Annotated in this window: 12 protein-coding genes and 1 pseudogene; 2 read left to right on the top strand and 11 right to left on the bottom strand. The window is 64.5% G+C overall.

Annotation, left to right across the window (positions count from 1 at the left end):
• From IVB18_RS35460 to IVB18_RS35410, 11 genes and pseudogenes are all read right to left on the bottom strand, one after another.
• On the bottom strand, positions 1 to 942 hold the full coding sequence (locus IVB18_RS35460; protein WP_247984941.1) for an ABC transporter permease: 942 nt from the start codon (positions 940 to 942) through the stop codon (positions 1 to 3).
• Between the two features lie 31 nt (positions 943 to 973).
• The gene (locus IVB18_RS35455; protein WP_247984940.1) at positions 974 to 2,485 is read right to left on the bottom strand and encodes an ABC transporter substrate-binding protein; all 1,512 of its coding nucleotides are present in this window, start codon (positions 2,483 to 2,485) and stop codon (positions 974 to 976) included.
• A 23-nt stretch (positions 2,486 to 2,508) separates the two neighbouring features.
• Complete coding sequence (locus IVB18_RS35450; protein ID WP_247984939.1) at positions 2,509 to 3,609, bottom strand: dipeptide ABC transporter ATP-binding protein; 1,101 nt, start codon at positions 3,607 to 3,609, stop codon at positions 2,509 to 2,511.
• A complete protein-coding gene (locus IVB18_RS35445; protein ID WP_247984938.1) occupies positions 3,609 to 4,598 on the bottom strand; it encodes an ABC transporter ATP-binding protein in 990 nt (329 codons plus the stop codon). Before IVB18_RS35445 ends, IVB18_RS35450 begins: the two co-directional genes overlap by 1 nt.
• Positions 4,595 to 5,305 (bottom strand): DUF1028 domain-containing protein, encoded by a 711-nt coding sequence (locus IVB18_RS35440; RefSeq protein ID WP_247984937.1) that lies wholly within the window; start codon positions 5,303 to 5,305, stop codon positions 4,595 to 4,597. The genes IVB18_RS35445 and IVB18_RS35440 overlap by 4 nt, the downstream gene beginning before the upstream one ends.
• A 10-nt stretch (positions 5,306 to 5,315) precedes the next feature.
• Positions 5,316 to 7,120, bottom strand: a pseudogene (locus IVB18_RS35435) (gamma-glutamyltransferase family protein).
• Positions 7,121 to 7,207: 87 nt separating this feature from the next.
• Positions 7,208 to 8,197 carry an ABC transporter ATP-binding protein gene (locus IVB18_RS35430; protein ID WP_247984936.1) on the bottom strand — a complete coding sequence of 330 codons (990 nt, stop codon included), beginning with the start codon at positions 8,195 to 8,197 and terminating at the stop codon, positions 7,208 to 7,210.
• Positions 8,194 to 9,180 (bottom strand): ABC transporter ATP-binding protein, encoded by a 987-nt coding sequence (locus IVB18_RS35425; protein ID WP_247984935.1) that lies wholly within the window; start codon positions 9,178 to 9,180, stop codon positions 8,194 to 8,196. The genes IVB18_RS35430 and IVB18_RS35425 overlap by 4 nt, the downstream gene beginning before the upstream one ends.
• The gene (locus IVB18_RS35420) at positions 9,177 to 10,148 is read right to left on the bottom strand and encodes an ABC transporter permease (RefSeq protein WP_247984934.1); all 972 of its coding nucleotides are present in this window, start codon (positions 10,146 to 10,148) and stop codon (positions 9,177 to 9,179) included. The genes IVB18_RS35425 and IVB18_RS35420 overlap by 4 nt, the downstream gene beginning before the upstream one ends.
• A gap of 10 nt (positions 10,149 to 10,158) precedes the next feature.
• Positions 10,159 to 11,139 carry an ABC transporter permease gene (locus IVB18_RS35415; RefSeq protein WP_247984933.1) on the bottom strand — a complete coding sequence of 327 codons (981 nt, stop codon included), beginning with the start codon at positions 11,137 to 11,139 and terminating at the stop codon, positions 10,159 to 10,161.
• Positions 11,140 to 11,243: 104 nt separating this feature from the next.
• On the bottom strand, positions 11,244 to 12,839 hold the full coding sequence (locus IVB18_RS35410) for an ABC transporter substrate-binding protein (protein ID WP_247984932.1): 1,596 nt from the start codon (positions 12,837 to 12,839) through the stop codon (positions 11,244 to 11,246).
• A 416-nt stretch (positions 12,840 to 13,255) separates the two neighbouring features.
• Between IVB18_RS35410 and IVB18_RS35405 the strand changes: the two genes are divergently transcribed.
• Entirely contained in the window at positions 13,256 to 13,513 is a 258-nt protein-coding gene (locus tag IVB18_RS35405; protein ID WP_247984931.1) for a DUF6489 family protein, read from the top strand.
• 3 nt (positions 13,514 to 13,516) lie between these two features.
• Positions 13,517 to 14,317 carry an alpha/beta hydrolase gene (locus IVB18_RS35400; protein ID WP_247984930.1) on the top strand — a complete coding sequence of 267 codons (801 nt, stop codon included), beginning with the start codon at positions 13,517 to 13,519 and terminating at the stop codon, positions 14,315 to 14,317.

The raw sequence follows: 14,317 nt of genomic DNA, 5'->3' as shown, positions 1-14,317 counted from the left end.
CTAGCCCCGCAGCCGCGGATTAACCAGGATGTAGGCGACGTCGGCAAGCAGGTTCAACGTGATGTAGACCGTCGCCGTCACCAGAACGACGCCCTGCACGACTGCGTAGTCGCGGTTGAACACGGCGTCCACGATCAGTTTGCCGAATCCGGGAATGGAGAAGATCTGCTCGGTCAGGACCGCCCCCGACAACAGCGTGCCAAGCTCGAGCGCGCCGAGCGTGATCACCGGCGTCAGCGCATTGCGCATAGCATGCTTGAGAATCACGGAACGCTCCGACAGTCCCTTGGCGCGTGCGGTGCGGACATAATCGCTCTCCAGCACCTGGAGCATGGCGCTTCGGGTGTGCCGCATCAGGACCGCGGAAATAGCGTTGCCGAGCACGAAGGCCGGCATGATGGTGGCGGCGAGGCTCGCGCGCCAGTTTTCGGTGAGCGGCACGTAGCCGGAGGCCGGCAGCCAGCCGAGCTCGATTGAGAACAGGAAGATCATCATGATCCCGAGCCAGAAATTCGGCGTCGAGATGCCCCACAGCGCGAACAGGTTGGCGCCATAGTCCCAAGCGGTGCCCTTCTTCACGGCGGAGACGATGCCGGCGGGAATGCCGATCAAGAGCGCGATCAACATTGCCATCGAGCCGAGCTGGAGCGTCACCGGCAGCTTCTGAGCGATCAGCTCGCGCACCGGCATCTTGTTGCGTAGCGATTCGCCGAAATTGCCGGTCAGGACGCCCTTGAGCCAATACACGTACTGCACGGGGATCGGCTGATCGAGCTTATACTGCTGGCGGATCTGCTCGATCACGGCCGGATCGCGCTCCTCGCCGGCCATCACCAGCGCGGGATCGCCCGGCAGCAATTGCTGGAGCGAGAAGATTAGCACCGACACGAAGAACAGTGTCGGCACGATCTGCACAATGCGGCGGGCGAGGAAGTTCAGCATGGCGCCGGTCGCGTCTCAGGCAATGCCGTGCTCACTTGAATTTCAGCCCGACCACACGCACCAGCCCGTCGGGCATCTGCCGGTAGCCTTCGAGCTTCTTGGTATGCGCAATCAGGAGTGTGCGATGGTAAATATAAATGATCGGCAGGTCTGCAAGCAGGACCTTGGTCAGCTTCTCGTAGATCGCCTTGCGCTCGTCGACGTTGGCGGTCAGCCGACCGTCTTCCATCAGCTTGTCGGCTTCCGGGTTCGCGTACCCGCCGTCGTTCTGCGGTGCCTTGCTGCGCATGAAGATGTAGGAGTTGCCGTCGGGATCGATGCGGCCGCTCCAGTTGATCTGGAAGACCTGAAACTCGCCGGCCTGGGCCTGCTTGAAGGTCGTCGCGAATTCGACGGCTCGGATTTTGATGTCGAAGCCGGCTTCCGCGGCCATGGACTGAACGACCTGGGCCACGGCCTCGTTCTCCGCGCCCTTTGGGATCATGTAGTCGACGGTCACCGGCGAGGTGATGCCGGCTTCCTTCAAGAGCGCCTTGGCTTTGGCGATGTCGCGGCCACGGACCGGAAATGCCTTCTGGTAGTAGGGATGGGTCGGACTGACCCATTGATTGCCGGGCGTGAACTCGCCGTTGAACACGACCTGGTTGATGGCCTCACGATCGATGGAGAGATCCAGTGCCTGGCGGACTTTCGCCGATTGGCTCAGCGGCCCCTTGGCCTTGTCGTTGCCGATATTGACGGTCAGGCCGAGATAGCCGAGCTCCGGCGCCGTCGACAGCACGAGCCGGGAATCGGCCCGCACGTCCTTGATATCGGTGGCGAGCACGCGCTCGATCAAATCGAGTCCGCCGGACTTCAGGTTGGCGAGGCGCACCGTGGCATCGACGATCGGCAGAAACACGACGCGATCGATGTGGATGTTGTCCTTGTTCCAGTAGTCGGTGAATCTCTCGAACACCATGCGGTCCTGCTGGATGCGCTCGACGAACTTGTAGGGACCGGCGCAGACCGGATGCAGGCCGAACTTGTCGCCGGCCTCCTTCGCCGCCTTCGGCGACACCATCATGCCGGAGCGGTCGGTGAGCTGGGCGATCAGCGGCGAGTAGGGCGTCTTGAGCACCAGCTTGATGGTCAGGGGATCGACGACCTCGACGTGATCGACGCTGGCGAGCTCGGACTTCCGGAACGAGGTCGGCAGCGTCATGTGACGCTCGATCGAGAATTTGGCGGCTTCGGCATCCAGCGGTTCGCCGTCATGGAATTTGACATTCGGCCTGAGCTTGATCGTCATCTCCTTGCCATCGGCCGAGGTCTCGTGCGACAGCGCGAGCTGCGGCACGATGTTGAGCTTCTCGTCGATGTCGAACAGCTTGTCGCAGAAGGCGGAGAACACGATGCGCCCGACATAGGTGCGGCCAATGCTGGGGTCGAGGATGTCGGGGTCTTCGGCGATGCCGATGCGAAGCGTAGTCTGAGCCTGGGCCGTGCCCACGAGCGACGTCAGCAATGCCGACGCCAGGATTGCCAAACGCATAGGACTCATCGCTCTCAACCTCTGTTTTACGGCTATGCCGGGTCTGTTCCCAATGAACTAACCCCGCTGCCGCGTACTGCTTCCGAGCCGCCGCTGAAGGCGGCGACCAATTTTTCAAGAACCGGCGAGAAGCCGCCGTCCGTTGGGACGATCGCCTCGGACGACGGCAGTTCCGACGTTCGGTGGCAGGCCGTTGCACGTCCGATGCCATCCGGCAGGAGCTCTGGCATTTCGCTGCGGCAGCGTTCGACCACATAGGGGCAGCGGGTGTGGAAGCGGCATCCGGGCGGCGGGTTGAGCGCGCTGGGGATTTCTCCCTGGAGCACAATCCGGCTGCTCTTTGCCCGCGGTTTAGGCACGGGGATCGCGGACAGCAGCGCCCGACTATAGGGGTGGCGTGGCGCGGCGAACAGCGCGTCCGCCTCCGCTGTCTCGACGATCTGGCCGAGATTCATCACCGCGACGTGGTCGGCGATGTGCTTGACCACGGCCAGATCGTGCGAGACGAAAATGTAGGCAAGACCGAGCCGGTCCTGAAGCTCGCGCAGCAGGTTCAGGATCTGCGAGCGGATCGAGACGTCGAGCGCCGAGACCGGCTCGTCGCAGATGATCAGCTTCGGCTCAACCGCGAGCGCGCGGGCAATGGCGATGCGCTGGCGTTGGCCGCCGGAGAATTCATGCGGATAGCGGCGCGCCAGCGGCGGCTCCAGCCCAACCAGCCGCAGCAGCTCCTCGACGCGTTCGCGCCGCCGCGCTGCTGGCACGAGATCGTGCAGCGCCAGCGGCTCGGTCAGGATCTGGCCAACGGTCATGCGCGGGTTAAGTGAGGCGTAGGGGTCCTGGAAGATGATCTGCGCCTCGCGGCGGAAGGCGCGCAGCGCGTCGGCATCGAGGGAGAGGAGATCGCGGCCGTCGAAGCGAACCGTGCCCGCATCCGGCTCGATCAGCCGCAGCACCAGGCGGCTGACGGTGGATTTGCCGCAGCCGGATTCGCCGACCAGCGCTAGCGTCTTGCCGGGCTCGAGCGAGAAGGAGACGCCATCGACTGCCTTGACATGCGCCAGCGCCCTTCCGAACAGCGAGCGCCCTGCGACGAAATGCTTGACCAGGCCTTCCACCTCGAGAAGCGCCATTACGACACCAAAAGTTCGAGCGGCGCGCGGATGCAGCGCGAGAGGTGGCCGGAGCTGACTTCGACGAGCGGCGGCGGCGCCTTGGTACAGATGTCCAGCACGAACGGGCAGCGTGCGGCAAAGCGACAACCCGCGGGCGGCTGCGCCATGTTCGGGACCATGCCCTCGATCGTCGCGAGCTGTTCTGCGCGGTGATCGAGCCGCGGGATCGAGCCAAGCAGCCCGACGGTGTAGGGATGCTGCGGCGTGGCGAACAATTCGTCCACCGGCGCACGCTCGACGATCTCGCCGGCATACATTACCGCGACCTCGTCGCAAACTTCGGCGACGACGCCGAGATCGTGGGTGATCAGGATGATCGCGGCGCCGCTTGCCGCCTTCAACTCCCGCATCAGCTCCAGGATCTGCGCCTGCAAGGTGACATCGAGCGCGGTGGTCGGTTCATCGGCGATCAGGAGCCGTGGATCGCAGGCGAGGGCCATCGCGATCATCACGCGCTGGCGCATGCCGCCGGAGAGCTTGTGCGGATATTCGTCGACCCGCCGCTCGGGGGAGGGCATGTGGACGCGGCGCAGCAGCTCGATCGCTCGATCGCGCGCGCTGCGACGCGAGCCGCCGCGATGGCGCAGAATCGTCTCCATGATCTGGTCGCCGATGGTAAGGCTCGGATTGAGCGACGTCATCGGCTCCTGAAAGATCATCGCGAGCCGGTTGCCGCGGAGGTCGCGCAGGGTCTGGTCCGAGGTCTGCAGCAGGTCAAAACCGTCGAAACGGATCGCGCCGGTGATCTCTGCACTTTGCTTCGGCAGCAAGCCCATGATCGCCAGTGACGTCACGCTCTTGCCACAGCCGGATTCTCCGACCAGGCCGAGCGTGGCGCCATTGGCGACGCTGAGATCGACGCTGTCGACGGCGTGAGTGATGCGGCCGTCATCGCCATGGAATCGGATGCGGAGATCCTTGATCTCGATGAGGGGACTCGCGCTCATGATTGCCTTGCACGCGCCGCAGCGATGCTGGCGTCGATGACGTTGCGATCGGTGTTGCCGGCGGGGTTCCGCCGCGTCGGCAGCGAATCGCGAAAATGCACCCAGAGCTCGTGGCTGACTTGCTCGAGCCGTTCGAGCTCGCCCAGCGGATCGGGATGATCGTCGGCGCGCAGATCCAGCGCCGGCCATTCCTCCTCGCCGTGGATCAGAAGTGCTGCGGATTGCTTGCCGCGCTTGTCGCCCCCGGCGGCTTCGCCTGCACGCATGGCCGCGAGCAGGCGACGCGGAAAGGGCAGGCTGTCATTGGCGAGATAGGTCTTTGCCGTCTCGTCGAGCACGTCCGCGCCCGCGAGCATGTTCCCGGCGATGGAGAAGCCGCTGCCCGCAATGTGCCCGCACCATTCGGTGCAGTCGCGCCCCGTGTGCGCGGCGATCTCGCCACTAGCGTCCATGATATGGACTTGCCGGCTTTCGCTGCCGTCATCGGTCGCGAGCAGGGCGGCGAGCACGTCGTGCGCGTTCAGGCCCTCACGCAGCAGTTTGATGCCGTCGATGCCGTAATAGGGATTGACGAACGCCTGCGTCGCGATGGCGCCGAGGCCAGCCGCAATGAAGGGAACGCGCGCGCCGACCGCAAAGAAGCGCGTCGCAACGGCGATGCCGAACTGGCCGGTGGCAGGATCGCGCGCGATGATCGACCAAGTCATATGCTTCCTGTCAGCGCCCTGCGGCGTAGCCTTGCATGCCGCGCGGGTTGGCGGCAGCGCGGCGGCGCGGGCCGACGCGCGAGGCTGCGGTGAGGCGGCCTTCCGACCAGTCGGGGCCGATCTCGACGATATGCCCGCGCTCGCGCAAATTCTCGATGGTCGCCTTCGGCACGCGGTTCTCGACCACGAGCACGCCCGGGCGCGCGGTGCGCGGCCAGAACGAGATCGGGAAATGTTCGGAGTGCCAGGCCGGCGCGTCGATCGCCTCCTGGAGATTGAGGTTGCAATGGACGTGCCGCAGGAAGAACTGGGTGATCCACTGGTCCTGCTGGTCGCCGCCCGGCGAGCCCCAGGCCAGATACGGCTCGCCGTCGCGCAGCGCCATGGTGGGCGACAGCGTCGTGCGCGGCCGCTTGCCCGGCGCCAGCGCCGCGGGATGGTCTTCCTCCAGCCAGAACATCTGCGCGCGGCTGCCGAGGCAGAGGCCGAGTTCCGGAATCACCGGCGAGGATTGCAGCCAGCCGCCCGACGGCGTCGAGGACACCATATTGCCGGCCTTGTCGATGATGTCGAAATGCACGGTGTCGCCGCGCACTTCGCCGAAGCGTCCTACGGTCGGCTCGCCGGCGCCGAGCGCGCCGACCGCTTCACGGCTACCTTCGGCGCGGCGGAGCTTCACCATGCCGCCGAAGCCCTCGATCGAGCCGGGCCGGAAGTCGAGCGAGGCCTTGTCGGTGACGAGCTTGCGGCGCTCGTCATTATAGGCATCCGACAACAGCGTCGCGATCGGGATCTCGTTGAACTTGGGGTCGCCGTAGAACTTTTCGCGGTCGGCAAAGGCGAGCTTGGCGCATTCGATCTGGAGATGGATGAATTCAGGTCCGGTCGGGTCGAGCCCGTCGAGCGCAAAACCCTTCAACAGCGCGAGCTGTTGCAGCGTTACCGGGCCCTGGCTCCAGACGCCGGCCTTGCAGACGGTGTAGCGGCCGTAATCATACATGAGCGGCGCCTGATCGTCGGCTGCCAGCGCGCCATGTCATCGGCCGACAGTACGCCGCGATGCGGCGAGCCGCTGACGTCCATCACCTCCTGGGTGCGGCAGAACTTGTCGATAGCTTCCGCCACGAAACCTTGCGACCAGGCCTTTCGCGCGCGCTCGATCTCGGCGTCACGGCCTCCGCCGCCACTTTCGGCTTCGCTCAGGATACGAGCGTAGGTCGCGGCAAGCGTCTTGTTGGTGAAGAGCGTACCGGGCGTCGGGACTTCGCCGTTCGGCAGGTAAACTGCGGCTGAGGTCGGCCAGTGTTTGCGGAACAATTGCTCCACGATCTGGATGGTAGCGCAGGCGCGCTCGACCAGCGGGTAGCCGTCGCGCGCGTAGGAGATGGCGGGCTCCAGCACGTTGCGCAGCCGCAGCGTGCCGTAGTCGCGCAACAGCATCATCCAGGACTCGAACGTGCCGGGAACGCAAGCCGCGAGCAGGCCGGTGCCGGGCACCATGTCGAGACCTTCGCTCTTGTAATGCGCGATGGTCGCGCGCGCGGGTGCCGGGCCCTGGCCGCAGATCACCTCGGTACGGCCGCGCTTGACGTCATGCACGATGATTGGCACGTCGCCGCCCGGTCCGTTCAGATGCGGCTCGACCACCTGGAGCGTGAAGGCGGTGGCGACGCCGGCATCGAAGGCATTGCCGCCTTTTTCCAGAATGGCCATGCCGACGGCGGTTGCGATCCAGTGAGTCGTTGCGACGACTCCGAACGTGCCCTCGATCTCGGGCCTCGTCGTGAAGGGATCGGGATTGACATTGCTGGCCATGGGACTTCGCTACCTCATTTACGGCGCGCGCAATTGATCACAGGCAATGCCGTGTCGCCAATGCGTGGGCCGCATGGCACGCGCGCGTCACGCCGGTACCGGCGCGGTGTTAACCGCGTGGCAGGCGACGCCGTCGATCAGTTCCGGGGCTTCCCTGCGGCAGAGATCGAACGCCAGCGGGCAGCGCGGGTTGAAGGCGCAGCCGGGGGGCGGATTGATCGGATTCGGGATCTCGCCCTTGACCGGAATGCGCTGGCGGCCGCTCATCGCGAGATCAGGCACGGCCCCTAGCAGCATCTTGGTGTAGGGCATGCGGGGGCGGGCGAACAGCTCGCGTCCTTCCGCGATCTCGACGATGCGGCCGAGATACATCACGCCGACGCGGCTCGCCATGTGGCGGACCACGGCGAGGTTGTGGCTGATGAACATGTAGGTCAGGCCGAACTTGTCTTGGAGGTCGCGCATCAGGTTCAGGATCTGCGCCTGGACGGAGACGTCGAGCGCCGAGGTCGGCTCGTCGCAGACGATGAACTCGGCGTCGGAGGCGAGCGCCCGCGCGATCGCGATGCGCTGGCGCTGGCCGCCGGAGAATTCGTGCGGATATTTCAGCCGGTCGTCCGGATGAAGGCCCACGAGGCTGAGAAGCTCCCCGACGCGCGCCTGGATGTCGCGTTCGCCTTGGATCAGGTCGAAGGCGCGGATCGGCTCGGAGATGATGGCGTCGACCCGGAAGCGCGGATTCAGGCTCGCATAGGGATCCTGAAAGATCATCTGGATGCGGCGGCGCAGTTTTCGGCGTGCCGCTGCCTGCCGCGGATCGGTCATCGAGACGCCGTCGATCAAGACGCTGCCGGAGCTCGGCGGCAGCAGGCCGACGACCATCCGTGCCGCTGTGGTCTTGCCCGAGCCGGACTCGCCGACCAGCGCGAAGGTCTCGCCCTTCCTGATGTCGAAGGTGACGCCGTCGACGGCCTTCAGATATTCGAGGTGCCCGCCTTCGAGCACGCGGTTGAGCCAGGGTTTCGAGACGTCGAACACGCGGCGCAGATTTTTGGCTTCGACGAAGGGCGCGCTCATGCCGCGCTCTCCGTCGGCACGCTGTCGTAGAGATGGCAGGCGACGGATTGCGCGCCGCGCGGCAGCGGCTCCGGCCGTTCGACACGGCAGCGATCGAACGCGAATGCGCAGCGCGGATTGAACGAGCAGCCGCGCGGGATCGCCGACAAGCGTGGCATCGAGCCGGGGATCTGCACCAGCCGCTTGTCCTCGCCCGCAAGCGTCGGAATCGCGCCCATCAGACCCTTGGCATAGGGGTGTAGCGGATTCCTGACCACGTCCTGCACCGGGCCGATCTCGGCGACGCGGCCGGCATACATCACTGCGACGCGGTCGGAGGTCTCCGCGATGACGCCCATGTCGTGGGTCACCAGCATCACGGCGGTGCCGTGGTCGCGTCCGAGCCGCTTGATCAGCGAGATGATCTGCGCCTGCACCGAGACGTCGAGCGCGGTGGTCGGTTCGTCCGCGATGATCAGCTCGGGCTCGGCGCAGATCGCCAGCGCAATGACCACGCGCTGGCGCATGCCGCCGGAGAATTCGTGCGGATAGCCATCGATGCGCTTTTCCGGCGCGGGGATTCCGACCTCGGCGAGCAGGTCGATGGCGCGGCGGCGCGCGGCGGTTTCGGACAGGTTCAGATGGGTTCTGATCGTCTCGGTGATCTGGTCGCCGACCCGATACAGCGGATTGAGCGAGGTGAGGGGATCCTGGAAGATCATCCCGATGCGCTTGCCGCGGACGCGGCGCATCTCTTCCGGCGGCAGATTGTCGATGCGCAGGCCGGACAGGCGGATCTCGCCGCCCGCAATGCGCCCGGGGGGATCGATCAGGCCGATCACCGAGAGCCCGGTGATGGATTTGCCGGCGCCGGATTCGCCGACCACGCCCAGCACCTCGCCCTTGGCGATGTCGAAGGAAACGTCGTCGATCGCGCGCAGCGTGCCGCGGCGGGAGGCGAACTCGACCTGAAGATTGCGCACGGAGAGGACGGGAACGGTCATCGGAGCTTTGGGTTGAGCGCGTCGCGCAGCCAGTCGCCGAGCAGGTTGATGGACAGGATCAGGCCGGCCAGCGCGATGCCGGGGAAGGCGACAATCCACCACTCGCCGGCGAACAAATAGTTGTTGCCGATCCGGATCAGCGTGCCGAGCGAGGGCATGGTGTCGGGCAGGCCGACGCCGAGGAAGGACAGCGTCGCCTCGGTGATGATGGCAAGCGCGAGGTTGATGGTGGCGATGACCAGGATCGGGCCCATCGTGTTCGGCAGCACATGCCGCAGCATGATCTTTGGCGCGGGCAGGCCGATCAACTGCGCGGCGGCGACGTAGTCCTTGTTCTTCTCGACCATCACGGACCCGCGCACCGTCCGGGCATACCCGACCCAGAAACTCAGGCCGATCGAGATCACCAGCACCACCAGCATGCTGGTGGCATCGAGCCGGTTGCCGAGGATCGATTTTGCGATGCCATTGACCAGCAGCGCGATCAGGATGGCGGGGAAGGTGAGTTGGACGTCGGCGATCCGCATGATGACGCCGTCGACCGCGCCGCCGAAATAGCCCGCGATCAGGCCGAGCGCGATGCCGAGCGCGCCGGCGAAGATCACGCCGGCCACGCCGACGGCGAGCGAGATACGCATGCCGTAAAGGATGGCGGAGAACACGTCGCGGCCCTGCTCATCGGTGCCGAGCAGGAACGGGCTCTGGCCGTCGGCGGTCCACAGCGGCGAAATCCGCGAATTCATCAATTGGAGTTGCGCCGGATCGAACGGGTTCTGCACCGCAAGCCAGGAGGCAAAGATCGCGAGCAGGAAGAACAAAATCGTGATGGCGGCCGCGACCATGGTGAGCTTGGAGCGGCGGAACGAATAGAAGATGTCGCTGTCGAGCGCGCGGCTGAGCCAGCTGCGGGCGGCATGCGTCGGCTGCGTGCTCTGCTCGGGGGAATTGGAGGCGACTGCGTCGGACATGCAGGTTGCCTTATGTGGCGCGGCCGACGGTCGCGCGCAGGCGCGGATCGACCACGGTGTAGAGGATGTCGACCACCAGATTGATGGTTACGAAGATCAGCGAGACCATCAGCAGGTAGGCGGCCATAATCGGGATATCGACGTTTTGCACGGCCTGGACAAACAGAAGTCCCATGCCCGGCCACTGGAACACGGTTTCGGTGATGATCGAAAAGGCAATAACCGAGCCAAACTGCAATCCGGCCACCGTGATCACGGGAATGAGCGTGTTCTTCAGCGCGTGGCCGAAATGGATGGCGCGGGTGGTCAGCCCGCGGGCGCGGGCGAAGCGGATATAGTCGGTTCGCAGCACTTCCAGCATCTCCGCGCGCACCAGCCGCATGATCAGGGTCATCTGGAACAGGCCGAGCGTGATCGAGGGCATGATCAATGCCTTCAGTCCCGACAGCGTGAGCAGCCCCGTCGTCCACCAGCCGAGCCTGACCACCTCGCCACGGCCGAACGAGGGCAACCAGCCCAATGTCACCGCGAACAGATAGATCAGGAGGATGCCGATCAGGAACGTCGGCAGCGAAATGCCGATCAGCGAAATCGCCTGGAATAATTTGGCCAGCACGGTGTCGCGCTTGAGTGCCGAATAGACGCCCATCAGGATGCCGAGCACCATTGCAAATACGGTCGCGCAGATCGCAAGTTCCAGCGTCGCGGGCATACGCTCCGTCAACAGCGCCGATACTGGCTGGCGAAACTGGTAGGAGACACCGAACTTGAACTGCGCGGCATTGCCGAAATAGCGCACGAATTGCACCGGCACGGGATCGTCGAGGCCGAGCGACTTGCGCACGGCCTCGCGTTCGGCCGCCGACGTGTCGATCGAGACGATTTGGTTGACGGGGTCGCCGGCGAATCGGAACATCGAGAACGCGATGATGCCGACGGCGAACATGACGCCGATGGCCTGAACGGCGCGGCGAAGAGTGAAAGCGAGCATGCCTTCCACTTTCCTTGAGTGTGCGTCTGGCCGACGTCTTTGTCAGCCGGAAAAGGAAAGGTCCCGGAAGCGTGACGCTGCCGGGACCTTGTGTTCAACTGACGCTATTCCTTCTTGGTCGCCCAGTGGAACATGACCAGATTGTCGGCGCGCTGCGGCAGGTTGACCTTTTTCGATACGCCCCAGGCCAGCGCCTGCTGGTGCAGCGGAATGTAGGCCCAGTCCTTGATGCTGATTTCGTAGGCCTGTTTGATCAGCTGATTGCGTTTGGTGGTGTCGGTTTCGACCAGCACCTTGTCGGTGATGGCGTCGAATTCCTTGTTGCAATAGCCGCCGAGATTGGCCTCGCCTCGCGAGGATTTCGCATCGTCGCGGCACCCCATGATGTCATTGAGTACGTTGTGGGAATCCATCGTGCTCGGCGTCCAGCCCAGCATGAAGAACGAGGTCTGGTAGCCGCCTTGCTTCAGCACCTTGGCGAAGTACTGCGCCTTGGGCTGCGCCAGCAGATTGATCTTGACGCCGATGCGGGCAAGCATGCCGACGACGGCCTGGCAGATCGCAGCATCGTTGACGTAGCGATCGTTCGGACAATCCATTGTGACCTCGAAGCCATCGGGATAACCAGCCTCGGTCAGGAGCTTCTTGGCGCCATCAGGATCGAATTTTGGCCGCGTAAAGTCCTTGGACAGTGCGAACAGCTCCGGCGCGATCATCAACGCCGACGGCGTCGACAACCCGCGCATCACGCGCGACTTGATCAGTTCGATGTCGATCGCCTTGTAGAAGGCCTCGCGGACCTTGACGTCCTTGAACGGATTCTTGCCCTTGATGTTGGAGTAGAGCAGCTCGTCGCGAACCGTGTCGAAGCCGATGAAGATGGTGCGCAGCTCTGGCGCCTTCAGCACCTGGGCATTCGAGCTCGAATCGACGCGAGCGATATCCTGGATCGGCACCGGCTCGATGACGTCGACCTCGCCCGAGAGCAGCGCGGCGACGCGGGTCGCGTCGGAGGCGATCGGGGTGAAGATGATCTCCTTCAGGTTACCTTCCATCTTGCCCCAGTAATTGGGGTTGACCTTGAACACGGTCTTCACGCCGGGCTGATGGCTCTCGATGATGAAGGGACCGGTACCATTCTCGTGCAGCGAGGCGTAGCTCGGCGACGTCGCGGACACCGGCGTCGGCTCGACTGCCTTGTTCTCCTCCGCCCATTTCTTGTCCATGATGTACCAGACGTCCCATGCCGAATGGAGGATGGGATTGGGCGAGGGCAGGATGAAATCGACGGTGTAGTCGTCGACCTTGACGACCTTGACGTTGGCCGCGAGGCGGGTCTGCATATTGGAGTTCTTGTTGCGGACACGGTCGGCGGAGAATACGACGTCGTCCGCAGTGAAGGGGTCGCCGTTGTGGAACTTCACGCCCTTGCGCAAATGAAAGCGCCAGCGGGTCGGCTCCGGAGTTTCCCAGCTCTCCGCCAGCGCCGGAATGATCTTGAGATCCTTGTCGCGCGCGGTGAGGCCTTGATAGACATGGCCGAGATGGGCGTGGGTAGTGGACTCGTTCAGCGAGTAGGGGTCGAGCGACTTCAGGTCACCCTGGTTGGCATAGCGCAGCGTCTGGCTCGACGCCGGCGAAACCGTCAACGCAAGCATACCGGCAAACGTTGCCGCCAACAGACTACGACCGACTGACATTCTTGACCCTCTCCACTCTGCCGCGCCGTGATTTTTTGATTGTTCGGCGTGGCTGATCGATCCATGTTGCCCAGAGTTCTCGACCCGTGCAAGCGCCATTCCAGCAAGGAACGCGCCAACTTGCACCGCTGTGCAGCATTGCTCACCCGATAGTGTAGGGAGCGCCGCGCACACCGGACATTCGACTTTTGGCGTGCGAAATGCCTGGCGGGCGGACGGGGCTTGCCGGCGGCGCCTGGGCCGCTCTCCGGGGGGACGATCGCCTAACCGAGCGGTGCGCGTGGGAGGAGCAATTTGATTGACCATATCCGCCGATTGCGAAATGGGCACTCCGCGCCCGGCATCAGGTCGCTTGCGTCGCATGCCATGTCGCGGCGATACTGTGCCAGGCCGCTCGAATCTCAGCCGGAGGGGACATGAAAGTTAACGTCGAAATCGATTGCACCCCCCTTGAAGCCCGCCAGTTCTTCGGATTGCCGGATGTCGCGCCGATGCAGACTGCCGTCATGGACAAGCTCCAGCAGCAGGTCTTGAGCAATATCGACAAGGTCTCGCCGGAATCCCTGATCCAGAGCTGGTTCACCTTCGATCCGAAGATCGCGGAGCGGTTTCAGGACATGTTCGTGACCATGGCCGGCCTCGGCGGCACGCGCAGCGGCGACAAGAAGAAATAAATAATGTCGGACGCAAAGGACGGGGTGCAGGCGTCAGGCCGGCTTCGTCCGCCGGGCCTCGGGCTTCTGCTTGCGGAGGCGCGCGGGCTGTTCGAGTTCAACGCCAGCCTGCTGCTGTCGCCGCTCCTGATGCGTGCGCCGAAGGGCGATCGGCATCCGGTGCTGGCGCTGCCGGGCTTTCTCGCCAGCGATCTCTCGATGGCGCCGATGCGGCGCTATCTCGGCGAGCTCGGCTATGATGCGCATGCCTGGCGGATGGGCCGCAACCTCGGAGGGCTGGGGCGGATGCGCGAGGCACTGCGCACGAGGCTCACCGAAATCCATGCCGCGACCGGACGGAAGGTCAGCCTGGTCGGATGGAGCCTCGGCGGCGTCTATGCCCGCGATCTGGCGCTTCAGGCGCCCGAGATGGTTCGCTACGTCGTCACGCTCGGCAGCCCCTTTGCCAACGACGTGCGGGCGACCAATGCGACGCGGCTCTACGAGGCGCTGTCCGGCGAGCGGGTCGACGATTTTGCCGAGTTGCGCGAGGCGATCGCCGGCGACCTGCCGGTGCCCACAAGCTCGATCTACTCGCGCGCCGACGGTGTCGTGAACTGGCGGACCTGTCTCTTGCGTCCGTCTGATCGTGCCGAGAACATCGAGGTGCACCTGGCGAGCCATATCGGGCTTGGGGTGAACCCCGCAGCCCTGTGGGCCGTCGCCGACCGCCTCGCGCAACCGGAGGGGGAGTTCTGGCCATTTGACCGGGCAGGGCCGTTTGCCATTGCATATGCCCCGCCGGAACGGGCAGTATCGGCCTGA

The sequence above is a fragment of the Bradyrhizobium sp. 186 genome, assembly GCF_023101685.1.
GTDB lineage: Bacteria > Pseudomonadota > Alphaproteobacteria > Rhizobiales > Xanthobacteraceae > Bradyrhizobium.
This window is presented reverse-complemented; position numbering and strand designations above follow the sequence as displayed.

Excerpts from the sequence above, each read along its gene's own strand:
- IVB18_RS35440 (WP_247984937.1), bottom strand. The coding sequence starts at position 5,305 with ATGACTTGGTCGATCATCGCGCGCGATCCTGCCACCGGCCAGTTCGGC.
- IVB18_RS35425 (WP_247984935.1), bottom strand. The coding sequence starts at position 9,180 with ATGACCGTTCCCGTCCTCTCCGTGCGCAATCTTCAGGTCGAGTTCGCC.
- IVB18_RS35420 (WP_247984934.1), bottom strand. The coding sequence starts at position 10,148 with ATGTCCGACGCAGTCGCCTCCAATTCCCCCGAGCAGAGCACGCAGCCG.
- IVB18_RS35405 (WP_247984931.1), top strand. The coding sequence starts at position 13,256 with ATGAAAGTTAACGTCGAAATCGATTGCACCCCCCTTGAAGCCCGCCAG.
- IVB18_RS35430 (WP_247984936.1), bottom strand. The coding sequence starts at position 8,197 with ATGAGCGCGCCCTTCGTCGAAGCCAAAAATCTGCGCCGCGTGTTCGAC.
- IVB18_RS35410 (WP_247984932.1), bottom strand. The coding sequence starts at position 12,839 with ATGTCAGTCGGTCGTAGTCTGTTGGCGGCAACGTTTGCCGGTATGCTT.
- IVB18_RS35450 (WP_247984939.1), bottom strand. The coding sequence starts at position 3,609 with ATGGCGCTTCTCGAGGTGGAAGGCCTGGTCAAGCATTTCGTCGCAGGG.
- IVB18_RS35455 (WP_247984940.1), bottom strand. The coding sequence starts at position 2,485 with ATGAGTCCTATGCGTTTGGCAATCCTGGCGTCGGCATTGCTGACGTCG.
- IVB18_RS35415 (WP_247984933.1), bottom strand. The coding sequence starts at position 11,139 with ATGCTCGCTTTCACTCTTCGCCGCGCCGTTCAGGCCATCGGCGTCATG.
- IVB18_RS35400 (WP_247984930.1), top strand. The coding sequence starts at position 13,517 with ATGTCGGACGCAAAGGACGGGGTGCAGGCGTCAGGCCGGCTTCGTCCG.
- IVB18_RS35460 (WP_247984941.1), bottom strand. The coding sequence starts at position 942 with ATGCTGAACTTCCTCGCCCGCCGCATTGTGCAGATCGTGCCGACACTG.
- IVB18_RS35445 (WP_247984938.1), bottom strand. The coding sequence starts at position 4,598 with ATGAGCGCGAGTCCCCTCATCGAGATCAAGGATCTCCGCATCCGATTC.